A 21,999-nucleotide genomic window follows, 5' to 3' on the forward strand; every position below is an offset into this window, starting at 1 on the left:
GAGGCTAGCCAATTCTGTAATTGCGCTCTTAAAAATACCCATGTTAGCCTGCATGATGATTAGTTTGTTTTTTGGAAAATAGAACTTTCATCGCACCTATAATAGCAGCGGGAAGTAAAGTGACAAGGAAAACTGCTGTGAATAAGTTGAATGTTGGATTTTCATATGGAGCAAACTGTTCGTTGAAAAATTTAGCTTCAGTGAATTTGCCTAACACTGTTCCCTCATCATCTCTGAAATTCATTGACCATCCATTTTTATCACAGACAAAAAAGATTAATTGCAAAACGAGTAATGCTATAAGGGGGCGTACCCATTCTCGTTTTAAAATAGAACGTCCTTTTTTTAATTTATTTTTCATTCCACTAGTTCTCCTTTTTATAATTTAAAATGAAATAAATTCCCCTTCTTCAATACGCCTTATATCATCTATAAATTATAACGTTTATTACAAAAAAAGGAATATAAAATCTAGAATAACACTTATATATCTCACACACCTAACTTCTTTCCCTACAAATGTAGTGATAAGGAGCCGCTATTCTGTCTTAAGGAAGTAAGAGAAATATAGTAAAAAACCTAAAAAAATTCTCCTTTACTAAAACGAATAATCACCTTATTGTTATAGTTCTTGGTCAACTTAAAAACCTTTCCTCTTCAGCATCACCTATCACATGACTGAAGAGAAAAGGTTCCTTTAATGTTTAATTCTGACTCCATAAATTGACAAGCTCGGTAGAAAATTAGACTTTTTCTATTGTTTCAATATGTCTAACTTGTTTTTCGTTTATAAGTGACGAAGGGAATACATATTATCCGTAAACAGGTCTTCTTATAATATAAATGGTGGCTACATCGTTTCTGCTAATCTCCAAATGGCAAACTCTTGATTTTTATGTTTTTCAGCAGCCGTTAAATCTCCATTTGCTGTATCAAGAACTCGCCTATAAATTTCTTCCCCTATCTCTTCGATAGTATTAATCCCTTCTACAATTTTCCCTGCATTTACATCAATATGTTCAGACATAATTTCATACAACTTAGGGTTTGTGCCAATTTTTATAACAGGTACAATAGGTGATCCTGTAGGAGAGCCTTTACCAGTGGAAAATAACACAACTTGAGCTCCACCTGCTGCAAGTCCTGCTACAGATTCAACATCATAGCCGGGTGTATCCATAAAAATAAATCCCTTTTCAGTTGGAGGTTGCGCATAGTTGACAACTTCCATTAGGGGAGAATCTCCACCTTTTTTTATACAACCCAAAGATTTTTCTTCTAAAGTAGTTAGGCCTCCAGCCATATTTCCTGGCGTAGGATTTGCAGACCTCATATCCTCCCCTGTGGCTCTAATTCTCTTCTCATAATCTCTTACAATTTTAAGGAAATCTTTTGCTATATGAGATGTGACCGAACGATTAGCTAATATATGTTCCGCTCCAATTGCTTCGGTTGTTTCCGCTAGAATACTAGTTCCACCATCTTTTATAAGGGCATCAGAACAAACTCCTATTGCAGGATTTGCCGTAACTCCTGACCAAGCATCAGACCCTCCACACTCAAGTCCAATCGTTAACTCCGTAATATCAATGATTTCTCGTTGTTCCTGCTTACTCCGTTTGACTGCTTCTTCTAGCCATAATTTTCCTTCTTTAAGAATGTCAGTGATTGTCTTATCCCTATAGAAATAAATAGCATGAACGTAATGGCCCTCATCTTTTAAAAGCTCAACCATTTCTTCAGCAGGATCTCCTTGCCCCATTCCTAAAAATAAAGCGGCACTTACATTCGGATGACCGGCGGTTCCTTTTAGAGTTCTCAATGTCTGTTGAAGGTCTTCTGGAAATTGCGCTTTTCCCGTTTGATGAGATACAGGAATAACTTCCGGTACAAGCTGTGCTAGCTTTTTCGTGAAGCTAGCTAACTCTCCTACCGTATTAATTACAATAACATGATTTCGAACTCCTATTTTCCCGTTCTCTCTTCTATATCCTTCAAATGTTTTCACAAATTTTTACCTCCTTTATAACTTTCTACCTCTTGATTAGTCCCCTACCTTTTTTATGCATTAAAAGAAGACGATTGTTTAAGTATATCTACTCGCTCTTCTTCTTTTAGTCCCCGAACATTTGATATATGAACATGGTATCCTTGATAGATATCTTCAGTCGAAATTCCCATACATTCTCCATATTTTATAATTTTCTCTTCTTTATTAATAAAAACGGTTGCGATTTTATGTCCATAAGGAATGTTCTCCATAACTTGTAATATCTTGTCTTCTCCTTTAATAGAAAGATACTCTCCTTGTTTAATATTCGTTAGCGCCACAGCAACGTTATCAGCTTTGTTTAACTTAATTGCATTAAATGTTTGATTCACTATACTTCCCTCATTCCTCTGTTAAAATGTAGTTCCTATATGAGGAATAGCAAACTCACCTAAGCCGAACTTTTCAAGACTCGTTTGCTTCCCAGAACAAATATCTATCATCATTTCAAGCACTTTCTCCACATGATTAACATTCATATTTTCCGAAACAGTATAGTCCGTCAGCTCATCAAAAGGCACATGAGAATTCTGTGGGGTGATCATCATACAAGGAAGCGCAATGGAACTGGCGAGTAAACCTCGGGTACTTACAATCATCACCATGTTACAGCCACTTGCAGCCATATTTGATAAGGCTTCTACTAAATTGCTTGGAACGGTTAATAGATGAAGACCTTTTTGATTAGGTTGTTCCGTATAACCCAGCCACTTGTAAATAGGCTTAGAACCTGTTAGGTGAGCTTCAACAGCGGCATAAGATTTCTCTGATGACGAAAATTCGTCACATCTACTTGACGTGTTCGTAATTTCTTTCCATCGTCTCCGTTTTAATCCCTCTCCTGCTTCTTGAAGCCTTTGTTGTAACTTTTCACCTATTGCCCGTTTAGACAAGAGAGCACCTGCTGGTTCTAAAGATTTTGACATTCCCACAATCACTGTTGCCTTGTGGTCAACTAAGGTATCTACAACATTCCCAATAACAGGTGTTACTTTAGTTAATGATTCCTCATCTATGTCAATAGCTAATATGCCTACTGTTAAGGAAGATAGAGGTACCTCTACTCTTTTTTCTTCTTCTACTTCTTTTGCCCATTCTTCCACAATAGTTTTTCCTTTAATTACGGTATTCCTACCTCCAGCTAATTGTTGGATTCCAATTCCTTCAATAGGTTTTGTTTTCATGGCGCTTTCAAGAAGCCCACTCACTTGGTTTGTTTCACATCCTAATCCTATAAAAAGTGTCGAATGCAGATTAGGATTCGCGGATATGCCCAACAACGTATTTTTAGTTAATTGAAAATCATCTCCTAATTGAGCACAGCCATTTGTATGAGTAATAGGAATAGCTGCTGGTACTTTGTCTGCAATTTCTTTTGTAATAACACTTGAACAGACGACTGAGGATACCACTCCAATATAATTTCTGATCCCTACCGTTCCATCCTTCCGTGCAAATCCCTTAAAAGAATAGCTCATGTTTAGCTCACCTTTCTTTTATAAAAAATAATGAAATTTTAATTTGAAGTCTCTTTTCATCATTTGAATGCTAACTGAGATCAGTTGGAGGCATTTTAGCGTTAACTTTTACTTCATTAATAGAATGATCTTCTACTTTTCCATCGATTCCTCTTTTTCTTTGATATTTATCAGCTAAAATAACAGCAATCGGGACGAGAACGGCTGTGCTAATTGAGGCAATCGAAATTTGTGCTGTAGCGATACTAGCTATACTTTGGTAGGTTTGAGCTTCTGCAGCTGTCATTAACCCTGTGCTACTTGCAACCCCCGCTGCTGCTGCGATAGCCGCTGGGGTTGCTACTGCATTTCCAGCTGTCGATGCTTCTGCCCAAGGTGCAATAACGCTTTTCTCCCGGAATACTTTAAAAGTAAGAGCCATTACTCCTCCTGAAATAAATACTGTCATGAGAGCTAAAGCAATGCCAGCTCCCACTACTTCAGGATTGAAAAAATTAGATAGATTCATTCCGGCTCCTAATGTAAAGGCAAAGAACGGAATAACAAGCGATTCTCCAGCAGATAAGAAAGTGCGAATTTCACTATCAAGATTTCCTAATATCATTCCTATTAAAATAGGTAAGAGAACGGCAACAAAAGCGATGATCGGAAAGTTAGCTCCCATCATCCCAAGCGCCATTAGTGTAAAAAATGGACCATCATTAAGTGAAAGAACAGCTGTTGCCCCTACATCAGAACGATTCCCATATTGTCCTGTTAAAGCAGCGAACATTCCACCATTTCCATTTGTCATAGCTGCAATAATTGCCATTGTGGATAATCCAAGGAAGCCATTGATTGGGTCTGACATATAGCCCCACAGTAAACCAGTTCCAAGTCCAGCTAAGTATTTAGAAGTAGTCAATAACACCCCTTTTTTTAAAGCTTGTCCTCCCACCCTAAGATTCATTTGACTACCAGCACAAAACAAAAACAGTGCACATAATGTAAGGGCCCCATCTTTAAATAGAGCTTGTGAAAATCCCCCTATTTTTAAAAACTCATAGTAGCCCTCTTCTGTAGGAGCAACCCCCAGACTCTTTAGGAAATTCATAATAAACGGTAAGTGAAGTTGATCAATTGTATTTATTAAAGCACCAACAAACAGCGGAACAACCATCAAACCACCAGGAACTTTGTCAATCCTTTGCTTGATTTTCATCGCTTTAATCAATCCTCCAATTTATAAAATCTTTCGAACTTGAGGCTTAAAGCTTAATCAATTGGCACAAATCGACATTTGTTAACGCTTACAAATTGATCCTTAATAAACTACCTTAATGCTTACTTGCTGTTGAATTTACATAAGAGGGATGCTTTTCCACAGAATTGTTCAAGGTTCCAATACTTTCAATTGTAATCGACAACTCGTCGCCTTCTTTTAACCATACCTGTGGAGTTCTACCCATCCCTACTCCAGGGGGCGTACCTGTTGCAATTAAATCACCAGGCTTTAACGTCATTGATTGCGATAAATATGAGATAATATATGGAATTTTAAAAATCAAATTTTTTGTATTTGATTTTTGCATTACTTCGCCATTTAAAGTTAGCGAAATGTCTAAATTATGAGGATCCTTTACTTCATCTTTCGTTATAATATAGGGACCAATTGGGGCGAACGTATCTGGTGATTTTCCACGTGTCCATTGATTATCTGCAAACTGAAGGTCTCTTGCGCTGACGTCGTTCATAATTGTATATCCAAAAATGTACTCATCTGCTGTTTCTTCCGTAACACATTTTGCCTTATCCCCAATAACTACTACTAATTCTGCTTCAAAGTCTACTTGATTTGAATTAACAGGGAGTTCAATAGCATCGTTATCTCCAATAATTGCATTTGCATATTTTGAAAAAATGACGGGTGTTGGAGGTGGATCCATCTCCGTTTCTTTGCAATGATCAAGATAATTTAATCCAACACAAATAATTTTTTCTGGCTGTGAAACAGGAGAAATGATCTCTACTTCTGAAAGAGAAAATGTCGTTTTTATATCGCTTGTTCCGTGGTTTTTATGATATTCCATCAGCTCTTTAATATAAGGAATCATAGTATCATGATTTTGAATCAACGTTTCCATTGTATCCGGAATAGCAGAACGGCTTTCTATTTTATGTTGATGCAAATCATGAAGGGTTGTTAAATTCACAATTTTATTGTCTTGTAAAACACCTACATACGTATGGGACTGAGAACGAAATGATAGAAGTTTCATATTTTTTCTCTCCAAACTTTAAATTTTTTAAACACCGCTCTGATATTTCCGCAGAGCATAAAAACTCGTAAATTACTCCTTTATGACTTTAAACTATGGGAGAAGAAACTAGTGTGGGAATACCGAGGTCTTTAGTACCGAGTTTGGATGTTTTCGCTTCTGGGCAATAACGCTCAATCATTTGAATCCCTAATGCAGCACGGTGAACTCGTTCTTGCACTAATGAAATGTTGGTTGCTTCCCATTGCTTCCCTGAAGGATACACATCTGGATGATTACGAAGCCCAAATTTAATATATACGGGTGCCAAAACACGAATAATTTCAGGTATTTCATAGTATCGTAGAAACCCGCCAAAATTATCCGGAACTTCAACATATAGATCAATTGGTATATCGATAGATTGACGAATGGAGGCAAGTTTAGCTAAGGTGAGGGCTGGTGGAACATTATAAGTGTCTGCTCCTAAGTCCTGCATTAACTTCACGGAAACTGGATTTGCTGATCCCATTTGAACTGAAACCTTTATAACAAAATCTTCTGGAAGATGACCTTGCTTTTTCATTTCTTTTGTAAGCAGTAAAAGTCCTTCATCTGCGATAAGAGCGCCACGAAGCCCAAGATTTGCTCCCCTTTTCAAATCTTCCATTGCATAAACTAGCTGATCAGCCCCTTCATGCCGTAACCCCTGGGTCTTACCAGCAGATGTTAGAGGACCTGCGCTAATATCCCATGTTCCCCTTGGCCCAACAAACAGACTTAATTCCATTCCTCTTTTGGCAGTGAGCTCACACATTTGTTTGATTTCATCATCTGTAAGAAGCATAATTCCACTTCCTTGTGAGATGCGATGAATCGTTAATCCATAACGATCAATCTCTTTTAACATCTTTTCTAAAGCAATAGGTCCTTCTGTGCTAGGAAGTTCTATACGGTATTGAGCACCATCTGGAAATGTCTTTGTAGAAGTCGGAAGGTCTCTTAGATCTGTTGAAGCATAACCTAAACGTTCTAATAATTCCCGAGATTCTTTCATATCCCTATTCCTTCTTTCTTTTCAAATTTTTTTAGAGATAATAAAAAGGTTCATTTTTATTATGTGCTTTATCTAAATAATGTCTGCATAACAATGTTCCTCTTTTTTTAATTTGAATCCGCCTTCATTTTTTACTAGAAATCTAAGGAATTTCTTAAATTCCTAGTAAAAAGCTCCATTATTCAATATTTTGTCTTGCCTTTCCTGTATAGCCCGCAAGCTGTGATAAACGATAGGCTAGTTTTATAATTTCTTCTTGTGCAGCGTCTTTTTTTGTATTCCAACTATTCTCTAACATAGTAAAGCTCACACCGGCAATTATCTTGTTCTCAAAATTATAAATCGGTGCGGCTACACAGTGAAATCCGATTGCTGATTCCTCATTCTCAGTAGCATACCCTCTCTGTTTTGCTCTTTGAACATTATCATAAAGTTCGTCAATATTTGTAATTGTATTTGATGTCTTTTTCTCTAACTTATGAGAAGCATAGATTTGTTTTAGTTGCTCTTTGCTATATTGGATAAGCTGTATTTTACCGATAGCAGATGCGTAGGCAGGAAAACGCATGCCAGGATCTGTTACAAGACGAACTCTTGAATCTCCTTCCATTTTCCCTAAATACACCACATCCCCTTCTTTTAGAATACCTAACTGGATATGTTCATTAATACTTAGAACAGATGAACTCGCCTCTTTATAAAAGGATTGCAGAATATCAAACTGGTGGAAGTATCCTGCACTAAGTGCCCCTAATGAATGTCCAAGTGAATAGGTATCTCCTTCTTCTTTAGTAATCCAACCTAAAATTTCAAGCGTGTTTAATAAAGAATATAATGAGCTTTTGCTAATTTCTAGCTTTTTGGATAAATCAATTAAACGTAGCTTTTTTGGATGTTCACTAATTTCCTCTAGTACTTTGTGTGCTCTTTCTATTGCTGGGACCCAATACTTTTCTTTCATAAATTCTTTTTCACCTTCTAGTTTAGTTATAATATGGTTCATTATAAAGAACTAAGTTCTATATTAAAAACTAATCTCATTATAACATATTGTTTTGAATTTTCAATAAACTATAATCACTTTTCCCGAAATAAAAAATAAGGAATACCTATCTGCTATCTCTTCCCTTTTCCTTTATTACAACTGTATAACATCCTTTTTACCCCTTATAGCTAGAAGGGGCGTGAATAATAAAAAAAACGGATTAAAGGATACACAGAAAAAAGGCGTTGAAATGAGGAAAATTGGCGGAGCTATGTTATGTCAATAGACAAACGATTAATGAAATTGAAAATAATAGGTAGAATCCTAGCTTACAGTTAGCATTTGAATATCACTAAATATTTGGGGAGGATAATGAAAGAGTTAGTTCCCCATTGGAGAACGGAAACAAAAAATAAATAAATCAAAAACAATTGGGGGGCAGTTCACAGTAGAAAGTTTTTTCTGCTTTTTAACTGTATATAATATTTATTTTCATTTTATGTAATATAAGTTATCAGAAATGTATCTTTAAAATATTCTCTAATTCAAAAGACAGCACCTATTTAATAGATGCTGTCTTTTGAATTTTAAGCTCACTTCTTTAAATTTATACTTTCTTGTAAAAATCCCACTATAGCCATGACATAAGTAGTAGAGATATACCTAGGGATTCGTCCAAACTCCGTTTCTCTTGATTCACCCCAGCTAATTCCTTTTTCAAAAACATAATCTAGCCCTTTATTTAACGATATCCTAATCATCCTGAGAAATACCCTCTCTTTTTATCTATTTCTAAAAAGAATTATAGAAAGGATATGGAAAAAGTTTATCAACTATTTTAGAAAAGAAAATAGAGAGGTAATTTATAATGTTTCTCACATAAAAAGCAGCCAAGACTTTTAAGAAGTGCTTGGTTACTTGGTTAATCCTGGATATACTTATGGGGCAAAATCCATTCTATTAGGAAAACCCTCCCGAATGTAAATTCGTTTTACTTTTTAGGGACCAGTGGTTAGCTAAATAAGGAAGTACTGTGCATAGGCTGAACTTTTGCTGTAGGGTCAATATAAGCTTTAGCATTATTAATTGCTGTAGGACCTTCACCAAATCCTGAGGCAATTAACTTAACTTTTCCACCATATGTACAAATATCTCCAGCAGCATAAATACCTGGAATGTTAGTTTCCTGCCTAGAATCCACTACAATGGCATTTCTCTCGATGTTGAGGCCCCATTCTTTAATTGGACCAAGCGAAGAGATGAAACCATAATTAACAATTAAATCATCTACATCAATTACCTCTTTCTGCTTAGTCTTATTGTGTTCCAAAATGATTTGGGTGATTTGATCTGCCCCTACTAGCTCTGAAGGAATATAGGGTGTTTTGACTTCAACAGAGGAACTTACTAATTGTTTTACACTATGTTCATGAGCTCGAAATTTATCTCTTCGATGAATCAGCGTTACTTTCTTAGCGATATGCTCTAGCATAAGTGCCCAGTCAACAGCCGAATCTCCGCCACCTAAAATGACTACTTTTTTATCTTTAAATTGGTTCATATCATTTATAAAGTAATGTAAGTTCTTGTCTTCGAACCCTATTGCATCTTCTAGTTCTAGTTTACGAGGCTGAAAGGCTCCATTTCCTGCCGTAATAATAATGGCTTTACAAAAGTGAGTATTAAGGTTTGTAGTGATTTTGAATGTTCCATCCACTTGCTTTTCAACCTGCTCAACGGCTTCTTTGAGACAGATTTTGGGGTTAAATACGTACATTTGCTTTTTTAAATTCTCTACTAACTCCTGAGCCCTTACTTTTGGAAATCCGGCGATATCATAGATGAATTTCTCGGGATAAAGAGCTGTGAGCTGTCCTCCTAATTGAGGAAGGCTCTCTATAATTTTCACACTTGCTTGCCTCATTCCCCCGTAAAATGCTGTAAACAAGCCAACTGGGCCACCTCCGATAATTGTTATATCGTAAATCTTTTTTTCTTCTATCATTAGTAATCACCTTTCATTGGATCCTTATTAGAATTCCTGTTTCAGATTGAATATAGGGATATGAAACGTAGGGATGGATTGATAATATTTATTGAGACCACTATATTTTTTCCCTTCTCAATTAGCTAAATGTTTGATACTTATTCTATATTTCATATTCTCTTAGTTAAAAAATACTTTAATTTCAACGAGACATATTAATCTAATATCCTCTAAAATATATAGGGAATTTTATTCAAATTTATGAGGATTACAATTGAAAGTCTTTTCAGCTACTTTAATTGATCCTGTTGGGCATCCTTCTAAAGCATCCATCATATCGTCTACCAACTCATCAGGTATAATAGCTGTTCCTTCGTTATTATCTAATCTAACAGATGCAATCCCTTCCTCATCATAATCATAAATGTCAGGAGCAGCAGCCCCACATGCTCCACAAGCAATACAAGTTTCTCTATCTATAATTGTATACTTTTTACACACCTTCATTTTCCTTTCCCCTCTCCCGGCACCCCGTTTATTATGATGCTTTTCTAAATAACATTTAGAAATCTAAGATAATGTCGATCTTTTTTATTTATCTATTTTCATTAAGAAATTCTATAATTCTTGAATTAAACACTTCAGGTTCTTCTTGATAACATAAATGCCCGCCTTTTGGAATAATTGCGAGCTTGGAATCTATGAGTTCCTTGTGAATAGCTTTTGATTCGTTTACAGGAGTAACGATATCAAGTTCACCACAAACAACAAGAACAGGAACGGTTATTTGAGGTAACAAACTCATTTGGTCTAGATGATAGAGAGAATATGCTACTGAACGATACCCTGCCAATCTTACTTGTGACATAATCTCTTTTACTCTCTTATACACTTCTTTTGAAGCATAAGGAGATAACAATGCTTTTATTCTCTTGTCTGCTATCTCCTCTGGAGAAAGATTTTCAATTGAAAATAATCGATTTTCTAACTTCCTCTTATTCTCTTCTTCATTCAAAGCAGCAGCCCCTCTGGTCGGGTCCGCTATAATAAGTTTTTCAATTCTATTAGAATAAGAGCTACAAAATTCTATGGCAATGGCTGCCCCCATTGAATGACCAAGAAGATAGATTTTTTCTAACTTTAGCTCATCTATCATGCCTTTCAGAATGTGGGCAAACTCTTCAAAGTATCTGAATTCTTCAGCTGGATCTGAACTTCTCCCATAACCTGGCGCATCCCAAGCAATCACTTTATAATTATTTTTTAATTCACGTATTTGTTCTTTCCATGACTGTGAATTGTTGCTCATTCCATGAAGCAATACTAATGGCTCTCCAGTACCTTCTATCTCATAATAAATACTTAAGTCTTTTACTTGTACATAAGGCATAATACAAGTCTCCTCTATTCATTCTTAACTTTAAGAAGGATATTTAATTTTTAATTTTCAGAATTCTGGTTTTTTACTTTTCTATAAAAAAGGGTAACTCTCATAATATTTAACCAAGTCCCCGGACTGATAATCCACCGTCACTCGAAATAACTTCACCTGTAATTGCACGTGACTCATCAGATGCTAATAACACATATGCTGCAACGTGATCTTCTGGTAGCTGGGCAAGTTGAAGAGGGTTACGTTTTTTTATGTTACTTGCTTTAGTATTATTATCTATGATTTTTACAAATGGACTTAGCGGTGGAATGACTGATAGTTCTGTCAGTGTGCCCCCTGGTGCTACTGCATTAACTCTTATATGTGGAGCAAGTTCGAAGGCAAGCTGGCGCATTAGTCCGATTTGAGCATGCTTGCTCGCTGTGTACCATACACCGCCACCGTCGGGATAGAAACTTGCACCAGACACAGAAAAAATAATATTTCCATTTGTTTTCTCCAACTCTTCAAGCGCTGCTTTCGCTCCGAAAAAAGAGCCTTTAACATTAATATTAAGAAGAAAATCATAGGCTTCAGAAAGCGCATGTGGAGGCACATCGGCGAATTTAGCAAATCCATCGAATACACCAGCATTAGCAATAAAAACATCTAGCTTGCCAAATTGATTAATAGTAGCTTGAACAGCTTGATCATTGTCTTCGTATTTGCTGACATCTCCTTGATAGGTAAGAATGTCTGTTCCAAATTCTTCTTTCATTTTCACTAGCTTTTCCTTAGAGCGGCCCATAATGCTCACTTTTGCTCCTTCTTGTATAAAACGGCGTGTGACAGCTTCCCCTATCCCCGAAGCTCCGCCTGTAATCAACACTACTTTATCTTTTAGCATCATTGCCATTGGACACGACCTTTCTTCTTATCTTTTATACATAATGAACTGTTATACAAATATAGCGAGATTTCTTGTATTTATTGTTGTTTGATCTACAATGAATACACGCTTTGAAAGTTTCCACTTTCCATCTTCAAATGTAAACTCATCATTTCGTTCACCAGAAATTAAATCATGATGAATGTCTTTGCTTCGGCTTCGATAAATAAGTAAATAGCTTTTTACAACTGCTTTTTCTCCTTCAACAAAATCCTTGACACACACATTGCTGACAAAGCGGCGTGTTCTTGAAGGAGGAATTTCCGCCCATGCATAGTCCGTTTTTAAACGTTCTACTCGAAGCTTTAGCAACTCAATATCATCATTAAACGTGAACATATCTGTTGAATAGTCTGGACGCTCTGTTCCTTCTTTATTGACACGTACAGGCATTTGATAACGCAAACTAGAATGCATTAAACTAAACCAGTCATCAAATTCAATGTCATCAAGTAATTGTGCTTCATGATATAACCATTGTTCAAACTCACATTTCACTAGCATTTTTTCTATATTCATTTTTCCCTCCTCCTCTCGTTTATCACTTTGTCATGAGTTCCATCCAGTATTTATAAAAATTCCGCTGATTTGCTTCTGTGAATTTGTCATCATAAGCAACACCAGGTCCAACAAATTCAGCAGGTTCACGGTGCAAACCCATTGTGTAGTTATAAGTTAATTTCTTTTGAAAAGGCATAGCGCCTTGGGCAGCTTCTGTAATATCTGTGAATACTTCTGTATCATCTTGTTCAAAAATCCCGGATGGACTAAATGTCAAAATAAATGAATCTCTTGAGCGCTCTTTCCACTCTTTTGGGGCATTTTTTTCAACAAACATCCAAGCAATCACTTCCATCTTATTAAGACCAATTGGTCGCCACATTCTTATGGAAGTGTTAGAGATTAAATGATCTTTTATTTTTGTATGTGAGATTAAAAACGATAAGTTCGGAAAAACATTTCCAATCATATTTTTTAAGTTTGATAATACTTCATATTGGTCTGGGGACAAATTTCTTTTATATTCATCTTTTAATTCTTCAGGAAAAGCGAAATCTGGGTTAGGGGTTCCGAGGTTTAAACCATGTCCGTTTTCTGTATGAATTTGAAAACCGCGTTTGGAATACGTTGCATTTGGCACCATCCCTAATTTTGCAATTGAACCATGTGTAACCATCGTATGGTAAGAATCACCAACAAAGTTATCAGAACCAACTTTCCAGTTAGAATGAACAACAAATCGTTGTGGAGCTCCCACGACTTCCATTTCCGCACGTCCTACAAGGATATCTAAATACCATCTGAAGTCACCTAGAAAATCTTCAAGCGGTTCTGCATGATCATTCCATGTTCCAAATAAAAGCCCTTTATAAGATTCAAGCCTCACTTGGTGGAGCCCCATTTTGGAACGGTCTATCTTTCCGCCATAAGTATCTTTTTGAAGAGGAACGCCAACAAGATCACCCGTGTTTTTAAAACTAAATCCATGATATGGACATGTAAATAAAGATTTGTTCCCTTTATCAGCTCGACATAATTTCATGCCACGATGGGTACACATATTATAAAAAGCATGAATTTCATCATTATTATCACGTGTAATAATAATGGAGTATCCGGAAAGTTCACGGGTCATAAAGTCGCCTTTATGAGGAACTTCGGATTCATGACCAACAAAGATCCACGTTTTTAGAAATACTTTTTCGTGCTCTAAATCATAAACCGTTTGATCACCTAAAAGATAGGCTGGAATGACTCCTTCCTCAGGTTTGACTGTCTCATTCAGATATTCAATAACTTGCTCTTTCGACATTTCCTCTAAAGGTCTATCTGTTTTAATCATTTTATCCTCTCCCCCTCGATGAGCTTCATTATCCAATTTGAACCATTCTCTCTTTGTTTTGCAATGTCGCTAATATACTTAATGAGGCTAAATAACTTGTTTTTGGATTATTTGGCATTGGGTCATTTTCAATTTCAACCTTAAGGTTTCCAAACGAACCCCATGCTTCAATAAGATGATTATTTTTCACGACATTTGGGTCAGCAATAATAGTTACTTTTGTGTTTTCAACACCAAGACCAGCCAAAGATAACACAATCGCAACATTAATATTTCTCGGAAACTGCTTAATAGCTTCCGCTGCAGAGCCTTTAAATAAAATCGTTTCGTTTTCTAATGAAACAGCTTCTGTCAAGGCACTTGGTGGTTTTCTCGTTGTAAGAGATACAGACTTAAGTCCGTTCACAGCTTTTGCAGATTTAAGGATATCAAGTCCTCCAATTGCTCCAGAAGGAAGAAAGACCCTTACCTTGTTTTTGCGACACAGTTCTCCTGCTTTTTCTTCAAAAGTAGCATCTGCCATAACTCCTATGCTACTTAATAACAAATCTTTTTCAGATTTAAGTACCTTCAATGCATACTCCCTAGCAGCTTCAATTGTCGCTACCTCAATAACTAAGTCGATGTCAGAGGTAAGAAATGACTCAATATCACCATAAAACTGGGCATCAAATTCTTTAGCTAGTTGAGATGAACTTTCTTTGCGGCGTGTATAAATTGAACTAATTTTCCCCCCAGGGAGAAATTCATCCTTATTTATGGCCTGAAGCAGAAATTTACCGATATTCCCGCATCCAATTAACCCTAATTTCATGTTCTTTCATCCTTCCTTAATTAGCAAACCCATAGGAGTCTGTGAAAAATTCCAGTCCACAATGTCTTGTTTCCCTAGAAACACCGCTTTCTTTTAAACCTGGAAAATCAAGAGCCAAATCGTTAAAAATAGTATGATTGTTATGGAAAACAGCTCCTGCTTCAAGACGATCAGCCATTTCAATAGCTAATTTTTCATTTTCCGTCCACACCGAAGCTCGCAGACCAAATTTGCTATCATTCGCTAACTCTATAACTTCATCAATATTAGTGAAAGGCAACACAGGGATAACTGGTCCAAACTGCTCGTCCTGTACGATCTCGCTTTTTTGATTTGCTCCTGTAACAATAGAAGGAAGCATATAATAACCTTTATCCCATGTTTCTGGATTAAGTTGAATACCAGTAGTGACCACTTCTGCACCTGAACGAGATGTACGTTCAATTAATTGACTAACGTAATCAAACTGTGCTTTATTATTTAATGGCCCCATTGTTACATCAGGTTGTATCCCATCACCTACAACAACTCGTTCAAATTCTTTTGTTAACTTTTTCACAACTTCATCATAACGTGATTTGTGGACATACACTCGTTTAATAGCTGAACATACTTGGCCTGATGCTCGTAAAATACCTGTTTTGAGTCGTTTGATTGCTTCTTCATCAAGATCGGCATCGTCCAAAATAATGGCTGGATCATTTCCCCCTAGTTCCATATATACTTTTTGGAGGTTTTCGGCAGAATTCTTCATAATATCTTTTCCTGTTGTTGTGCTGCCAACAAAAGCGACAGTACGAACACGGGAATCAGAACAAAGGGTGTCACCAATTACTTTTCCTGAACCTGTTACAATATTAATGACGCCTGGGGGGAAATGTTCGGCAACTACTTTTAAACAGCTCATAATTGTTAAGGGACAATTCGTAGCGGGTTTGACAACAACCGTATTACCAGCTAAAATGGCCGGGATAACTCGTTTAAATGTTAAAATCATAGGAGAGTTCCAAGGGGTAATCACGGCTGTAACGCCTCTTGCCCGTCGTCTAACTTGGACTTTTTGGGTTCCTGTAAGTACTTCCGGGTTCCACCAGTTAAGCAGTTCCGCTGCCCCGCCTTTCATAATCTCAACACAACGTAATAAATCTTTCTTAGCTTCTACAAGCGTTTTTCCATTTTCCCTCACAAACAAGGTGACATTTTCTTCGATGATATTCGCTAGTTTTTCTGCCGCTTTGTTCATTAGAGCAGACCTGTCTTCTACATTAGAGCGAGACCACATTTTATAAGCTTTCTCTGCCGCTTCTATTACTTCATTTACAATTTCTTTAGAACATATTGCAACTTCCCCGACTACTTCTGACGTGTTTGCAGGATTGATGACATTAGCTGTTTCTCTTATTTCTTTCCATTCTCCGTTAATAAGATATTTTCCCGAAATAACAGGATATGTCGAAATCATTTTTATGTCCCCCTTTATCGTTTTTTTGGTTTAAATGCTTCCGCTGCTCCTGGGGGTCCGCCGAATGGCTTTGCCATTGGCCCAACAGCTTCCATATCAACTACAATCATTGAAGGGTTACGTCTTTCTTGTGCTTTCTTTAGTTCGTTGACAAATTCATCTCCAGAACCAATTCTCACCGCATCAAAATGCATGGACTGAGCAAGCTTCACAAAGTCTGGACTTAGTAAATCAACAGCTACTTGACGTCCATATGCAGCTTCTTGAATATTACGAAGAACTCCGTACCCTGAGTCATCAAATAATACAATAATAAGGGGTAACTTTTCTTCTGCTGCAGTCACCATCTCTCCAACATTGAGCATAAAGCCTCCGTCCCCAGCCATTAGCACAACTGTTTGATCTTGACAGCCTATTTGTGCACCAATTGCTGTTGGAAGACCTTGGCCGATTCCACCTCCTGATGCATGAATAGAAGTTCTCGGTTCATAAATTTCGAATAAACGACTTCCCCACACATTTGCCTGTACAGTTACATCTCGAACTAGAATCGTATCTCTTGGTAATATGTCTCTCATTCCATCTACAAATTGCTCATATGGTCCAAGCGTTTTACGAAGTTTGCCGCGTACTTCATTTCTAAGAGAACCTATTTCTTCTATATAAGTAGAAACTGGCGAAACCGATTTTTCTTCAAGTTTTTGAATAAGAGCCTTTAACATTTCTTTCGCATCGCCCACTAATCCAAATGTTGCTTTATAGTTACGATTAATTGCTTGAAGATCTGCATCGATTGCGATATGTTCTTCTGGCACTACCGCTTTCCAGTTCGACGTTTCATTGCCCCTAAACCGCACTCCTACACTAATTAATAAATCTGCATTTCGTAAAAACTCTCTTGTGGACTCATATGCCATAAAATGTCCTATGCATTGCTTATGATCTTCTGGGATCGAACCTTTTCCTGATTGACTTGTTATCACTGCCGCACCAAGCATCTCCGCTAATTTTTGCAATTCTTTTGAAGCATTAGCAGAAATCACGCCACCACCTGCCCAAATTACCGGCCGGCTTGCTTCTATAATTTTTGTCACGGCTTGTTCGGGAATTAATGCTGCTAATGATGATTGGGACGCTACAAGCTGTACTTCTTCAATAGAAAGATCTTCAATGATTGCTGATTGGAAGTCGATCGGGATTTCTAAAGATACAGGCCCCATAGGTGCAGTTAAAGCTTCTTTAATAACCTTTCTCACTACCGAAGCTGTTTGCTCAGGATTTCTAAGCTGAACAGCCTTTTTACATGCACCGCTCATCATTGAAAGTTGATCTTTACATTCATGTATGTAGCCTCTCCCTGTACCAAGATACGCAGAGGCTACTTCACCAGTAAGATGAAGTAGTGGAACACCGGCAGACCATGCTTCCACTAATGAACCAGCCGCATTTCCTGCTCCTGTTCCTGTGCTTGTAATTACCACACCTAACTTCCCAGTCGCGCGAGCATAACCATCTGCCATATTAACAGCACCACTCTCTCCGCGCGAACAAATCAGTTTAATGCTTCCCTCTCTAAGAATGGCATCATAGATAGGCATATTATGAATACTGACTACACCAAAAGCAGCTTCTACGCCTGCTCGTACTAATTCTTTTACAATGGCATCGGCAGTTGTAAACTCTATTATTTCTTGTTTTTTCATTTTCATATCCTACCTTTGTTCAGTGATATAATTAAAGGGCTTTGCCAATTGCTCCTGCAGTTTCAATTGTTGAACCAGCTACATAACTTGCTTTATCTGAACCGAGAAATACAATCACACTAGCAACCTCTTCTGCCTCTCCGACACGACCGAGTGGAATGTTTCGTTTTTCTGCAAGCTCACTGTAATACCTTTCCGGATCCATATCAGGCGCATTTTTTAACCTTCTGCGTTCCCATTGATCCGTTCGAATTAATCCAAGGCTAACGGAATTTACTAAAATGTTATCGAAGGCCAGTTCTTGAGAAAGCGTTTTGCTTAAATTTAAAAGACCAGCTCTGGTAGCAGCTGTAGCAACCATATGACGTTCAGGTTCTTTAGCTAATGTAGCGTTAATATTGATAATTCGTCCCCCGCCTCTTTTAACAAGATGTGGATGAGCTGCACGCACTGCATAGATGATAGCGAAATACTTTAACTGAATTTGTTCTTCCCACTGTTCATCCGTGATATCGAAAAAGTAACCCATCACACTTTGTCCAGCTGCATTTACTAATATATCAATTCCACCAAATCTTTCGGCTACACCGTTAATAAATGAAGCAACGTCTGATTTCGAAGTAACATCACAAGTTGACGTAAAAATATCTTCTTTATTGCCATATGAAAGCAATTGACTTTTTGCCTTTTCCAGTCGTTCTTTGTTCCTTCCACAAATCGCTACTTTTGCTCCTTCGTCCAAAAACATTTCCGCAGTTTTTAATCCGACACCAGATGTGCCGCCCATAATAACAGCTACTTTTTCTTTTAAACCTAAGTCCATCTCATCATTTCCTTTCATAAGCAGCTTCTCTCTAAACGTTATATTGTTGGAAAATGAACAAGATGTGAAGTCTTACTTACAACTATAACGTCTTGTTTTGATGATAATAAGGTGAAGCATTTTTCTAAATTGATCCTATTTTTAGTTATTCCTTTCATTAACGAATGTCAACTGTTTCCTCTACCCATCCTGGATCCGGATCTCCCTTCATTGCTTTACGGGCTTTAGGTTTTGGTGGACCTGCAATTCCCCATTGATCCATTAAATGAGGCACACGTTTCCATACACGTGCTCTCCACTCCGACTCATCTTCAATTGTCTCAAGATAGCACGTATACTCCATAACAAAACCACCTGGATCTTGAAAATAACAGAAGATGTTATCTCCTGGCCCATGACGTCCAGGTCCCCATAGCTCTTCCAGTCCCGCTTTTCGAACGTTGCTTATACCACGCATTAGTTCATCAACTGAATCAACCTCATAAGCAATATGGTTAACTGAAGCATGCTCATCTTGATTGAATGCAATGGAGTGATGTTTTCTATTGCATCGTAAGAAAGACATTTGGTGCTCGCTCCAATCTGTTACTTTAAAGCCAAGTACATTAGTATAAAATTCTACAATCATATCTAGGTCTTTTGTATTCATCACAACATGATTCAACTTCACAGGATCTACATTTTTCTTATTCCAAGTAGACGTTTGAACTTCCACCCAAGCTGAAAGTTCTATTACACGGTTTTCTGGATCTACAAACTGAAGACCATATCCAGCTCCTGCTTCATCTAAATTACCTGGTTCTTTGGTAATACGTACACCTTTTGATTTTAATATTTCAGCTGCACGATCCACGGCATTCTTATCGACCATTCCAAATGAAATATGGTGCAACCCGCGCTTTTCTCCCTTATGAAGGCTTACAATGTGATGTTCTGGTCCTGCACCGCGAAAGTAAACAGTATTCTTTTCTTCCGGAACATCTACTCTGTCTAACCCCCACACCTTCTCATAAAAATTAGCTTGTTCATCAAAGTTCGGAGTAATCATACTAATATGTCGCAAATGAGTAATTCCAAGCACTATTTATCCCTCCTATTAGATGGATCCCTCTTTATAGAAAGCGCTATCATTTATCATTCCACTTAAAAGGGGTACTGCATTATTTTCATAATGCAGCCCTTCCTCCTCTACTTCTCTCGTTAATCTTTAATAATAGCTTCTCTCTCTTTAGCACGTTGTTTACGGAGTTCTTCAAGTTCGCTACCTTCTGGATATGTTGGTAAATTTGGTTTTACCGCTCCAAGCATAACGAGCATACGTGCCTCTTCTTTTCCATGGTTTCTAATGCCACGATATACTCCTGGCGGACTGCTAATGCAGTCTCTCGCACTTAGTTTAATTTCATGCACTTCACTGTCGCTATCTTCCTGAATCAATGCTGTAACTTCTCCCTCAAGGATAAAGAACACTTCTTCTACATCATCGTGAAGATGTAATGGTCCAATACATCCTGGAGGAAGAACCATTGTACTTAGAGTAAAATGTTCTGCTGTAATAACATTTGAATCATTATTAGCTGTAGCACCGCGCCCAATATACCTCATTTGTGCACGTCTATAAGCTGGATCAATCTCTTCTTGGAACTTTAACACATTCCAATCAAGTGTACGATCTTGCAAGCGAGCCACATATTTCTTTTCAAATTCTTTTACGGAAAAAGTTGCTTTTGTCATTTTAAAAATCCTCCCTTTATTAGCTATATATAAAACTATGTTTTGTTTTATATATGAAACTATGTTTTATCTTTGAGTTAATTCTAAAATGAAAATATTATATTGTCAACAAAATTTTCAGATAATTTAAAAATTTATTTAGATAGATCTTTTTTGTGAATAATCTAAGTAGCTAGTTCAAACTATTAAAATACGACCAAGCAGCTTCTCACCTCTAACAAGCATAAAAAATCCATTTAGAAAATTGTTCTTTAACTTTCTAGATGGATTTACGAACTGATAAATATGAAAAAGTGCACAAAGCTCGTGATCGTGAAATCTTCATACATATGTAAATTTATACTCTTTTAAATAAAAAAAGTGTGATTCCCCTTAACAATTGAGGATTCACACTTTTTCAAAAAAGATAATGAGTTTTATAAAGACGGCCTACTGCTTTTTAGTAATCTTTTTAAATAAACGCTTATAGCACCGTTTTACCTCCACTGTAGCCCATATAATCTGATAGTAAGTGAGCTACTTCAAGCAATTTTGGCAATGCTACTTTATCAATAAAGTCTTCCTGATAAACCGATTCTACGGCTACGACATTTAAAGCAGCTACAACTTTCCCTGTCCGGTCAAAAATTGGCGCTGCAACAGAGTAGATATCAGGAAGGAATTCTCCACTTGTTATCGCATATCCTTTTTGACGAATGGATTCCAAATGCTGCTGAAGCTCACCTGGGACTGTTGGAGTCTTATCCGTATAAGGAGTAAGATTTGAAATATGAAACATTTCCGTTACTCTCTCTTTCGGTTCATATGCAAGTAGTAATTTTCCATTTGCTGTTGCATGAGCTGGGAGCCGTAAGCCAATATTTACATTAACAACAGATATTCCTCTAATCGGAGCACTTCCTACATATACAACTTCCTGTCCATCCAAAATGGATAAATGACAAGAGGCACCGATTTCATCACGTAATGTTTCCATATAAGGCTGAGCAATCTCTGGAAATTTTAAACTGTTTAAATAACTAAAACCTAATTCAAGTACTTTTGGCGTTAGACTATAACGCTTTGTATTTTCATCTTGGGAAAGATAACCAAGGTTTTGAAGTGTAAATAACAAACGATATGGGACCGTTCTGCTTACGCCCAAGTGTTTCGCTATTTCTGAAAGCGACAAACTAGGCTGCTCTTCATTGAAAAGCTTTATAATTTCTAATCCTCTTGTTAATGCGTTGGCGCTATATTTTTCTTTCTCTACGCTTGCCATTTAAGTACCCCTCCTGTTGTTTATTATTCTAACTTTCTGCCACCTTAAGCTTACTATAGAAGTAAACTACCTTCACCTTTCTTTCTCTAAAAAAGGTAAAAGCTCCCCTGACAGCCTCTTTTTATCAGACCATCTATCGTCACTATAAATAAGAGTAAAAACTAAGTGACTCTAACTTCCATATGCTTTAGTTAATCATTTTTCAAAAGGTTTATATTAAAGAGTTATGTACAACATTTCTAGT

The 21,999-nt window shown here is 37.0% G+C and carries 21 protein-coding genes; all 21 read right to left on the minus strand.

Annotation, left to right across the window (positions count from 1 at the left end; genetic code table 11):
- Positions 1-43: 43 nt before the first annotated feature.
- The 21 genes from B9N79_RS11870 to B9N79_RS11970 all read right to left on the minus strand — a co-directional run bounded on the left by B9N79_RS11870 (position 44) and on the right by B9N79_RS11970 (position 21,755).
- Positions 44-361, minus strand: a complete 318-nt coding sequence (locus B9N79_RS11870) for a YfzA family protein (RefSeq protein ID WP_040057409.1) — start codon at positions 359-361, stop codon at positions 44-46.
- 489 nt (positions 362-850) lie between these two features.
- Positions 851-2,008 (minus strand): UxaA family hydrolase, encoded by a 1,158-nt coding sequence (locus B9N79_RS11875; protein ID WP_085118416.1) that lies wholly within the window; start codon positions 2,006-2,008, stop codon positions 851-853.
- A gap of 53 nt (positions 2,009-2,061) precedes the next feature.
- Positions 2,062-2,382 (minus strand): UxaA family hydrolase, encoded by a 321-nt coding sequence (locus B9N79_RS11880; RefSeq protein ID WP_040057407.1) that lies wholly within the window; start codon positions 2,380-2,382, stop codon positions 2,062-2,064.
- Positions 2,383-2,403: 21 nt separating this feature from the next.
- Positions 2,404-3,528, minus strand: a complete 1,125-nt coding sequence (locus tag B9N79_RS11885; RefSeq protein ID WP_040057406.1) for a UxaA family hydrolase — start codon at positions 3,526-3,528, stop codon at positions 2,404-2,406.
- A 70-nt stretch (positions 3,529-3,598) separates the two neighbouring features.
- Positions 3,599-4,729 (minus strand): 2-keto-3-deoxygluconate permease, encoded by a 1,131-nt coding sequence (locus B9N79_RS11890; RefSeq protein ID WP_040057405.1) that lies wholly within the window; start codon positions 4,727-4,729, stop codon positions 3,599-3,601.
- A gap of 115 nt (positions 4,730-4,844) precedes the next feature.
- Positions 4,845-5,786 (minus strand): fumarylacetoacetate hydrolase family protein, encoded by a 942-nt coding sequence (locus B9N79_RS11895; RefSeq protein WP_040057404.1) that lies wholly within the window; start codon positions 5,784-5,786, stop codon positions 4,845-4,847.
- A gap of 88 nt (positions 5,787-5,874) precedes the next feature.
- Positions 5,875-6,822, minus strand: a complete 948-nt coding sequence (locus tag B9N79_RS11900; protein ID WP_046217425.1) for a U32 family peptidase — start codon at positions 6,820-6,822, stop codon at positions 5,875-5,877.
- Between the two features lie 178 nt (positions 6,823-7,000).
- Complete coding sequence (locus tag B9N79_RS11905) at positions 7,001-7,783, minus strand: IclR family transcriptional regulator (RefSeq protein WP_040057402.1); 783 nt, start codon at positions 7,781-7,783, stop codon at positions 7,001-7,003.
- Between the two features lie 1,036 nt (positions 7,784-8,819).
- Entirely contained in the window at positions 8,820-9,812 is a 993-nt protein-coding gene (locus B9N79_RS11910) for an NAD(P)/FAD-dependent oxidoreductase (RefSeq protein ID WP_040057401.1), read from the minus strand.
- Positions 9,813-10,043: 231 nt separating this feature from the next.
- On the minus strand, positions 10,044-10,301 hold the full coding sequence (locus B9N79_RS11915) for a ferredoxin (RefSeq protein ID WP_019391020.1): 258 nt from the start codon (positions 10,299-10,301) through the stop codon (positions 10,044-10,046).
- Between the two features lie 88 nt (positions 10,302-10,389).
- Positions 10,390-11,184, minus strand: a complete 795-nt coding sequence (locus tag B9N79_RS11920; RefSeq protein ID WP_046217426.1) for an alpha/beta fold hydrolase — start codon at positions 11,182-11,184, stop codon at positions 10,390-10,392.
- Between the two features lie 109 nt (positions 11,185-11,293).
- Complete coding sequence (locus B9N79_RS11925; RefSeq protein WP_082023573.1) at positions 11,294-12,082, minus strand: SDR family NAD(P)-dependent oxidoreductase; 789 nt, start codon at positions 12,080-12,082, stop codon at positions 11,294-11,296.
- A 42-nt stretch (positions 12,083-12,124) separates the two neighbouring features.
- On the minus strand, positions 12,125-12,634 hold the full coding sequence (locus B9N79_RS11930) for an aromatic-ring-hydroxylating dioxygenase subunit beta (RefSeq protein WP_046217427.1): 510 nt from the start codon (positions 12,632-12,634) through the stop codon (positions 12,125-12,127).
- A 22-nt stretch (positions 12,635-12,656) separates the two neighbouring features.
- Positions 12,657-13,958 carry an aromatic ring-hydroxylating oxygenase subunit alpha gene (locus tag B9N79_RS11935; RefSeq protein WP_040058341.1) on the minus strand — a complete coding sequence of 434 codons (1,302 nt, stop codon included), beginning with the start codon at positions 13,956-13,958 and terminating at the stop codon, positions 12,657-12,659.
- A 28-nt stretch (positions 13,959-13,986) separates the two neighbouring features.
- Positions 13,987-14,772, minus strand: a complete 786-nt coding sequence (nadX, locus tag B9N79_RS11940; protein ID WP_040057399.1) for an aspartate dehydrogenase — start codon at positions 14,770-14,772, stop codon at positions 13,987-13,989.
- Between the two features lie 16 nt (positions 14,773-14,788).
- Entirely contained in the window at positions 14,789-16,234 is a 1,446-nt protein-coding gene (locus B9N79_RS11945; RefSeq protein ID WP_040057398.1) for an aldehyde dehydrogenase family protein, read from the minus strand.
- Between the two features lie 14 nt (positions 16,235-16,248).
- A complete protein-coding gene (locus B9N79_RS11950; RefSeq protein WP_040057397.1) occupies positions 16,249-17,937 on the minus strand; it encodes a thiamine pyrophosphate-binding protein in 1,689 nt (562 codons plus the stop codon).
- Between the two features lie 31 nt (positions 17,938-17,968).
- On the minus strand, positions 17,969-18,778 hold the full coding sequence (locus B9N79_RS11955; RefSeq protein ID WP_019391012.1) for an SDR family oxidoreductase: 810 nt from the start codon (positions 18,776-18,778) through the stop codon (positions 17,969-17,971).
- A 139-nt stretch (positions 18,779-18,917) separates the two neighbouring features.
- Positions 18,918-19,841 carry a VOC family protein gene (locus tag B9N79_RS11960; protein WP_040057396.1) on the minus strand — a complete coding sequence of 308 codons (924 nt, stop codon included), beginning with the start codon at positions 19,839-19,841 and terminating at the stop codon, positions 18,918-18,920.
- Between the two features lie 119 nt (positions 19,842-19,960).
- On the minus strand, positions 19,961-20,494 hold the full coding sequence (locus B9N79_RS11965; protein ID WP_019391010.1) for a cupin domain-containing protein: 534 nt from the start codon (positions 20,492-20,494) through the stop codon (positions 19,961-19,963).
- A 463-nt stretch (positions 20,495-20,957) separates the two neighbouring features.
- Complete coding sequence (locus B9N79_RS11970) at positions 20,958-21,755, minus strand: IclR family transcriptional regulator (protein ID WP_019391008.1); 798 nt, start codon at positions 21,753-21,755, stop codon at positions 20,958-20,960.
- Between the last annotated feature and the right edge of the window lie 244 nt (positions 21,756-21,999).

The organism is Priestia filamentosa (assembly GCF_900177535.1).
Classification (GTDB): domain Bacteria; phylum Bacillota; class Bacilli; order Bacillales; family Bacillaceae_H; genus Bacillus_I; species Bacillus_I filamentosa.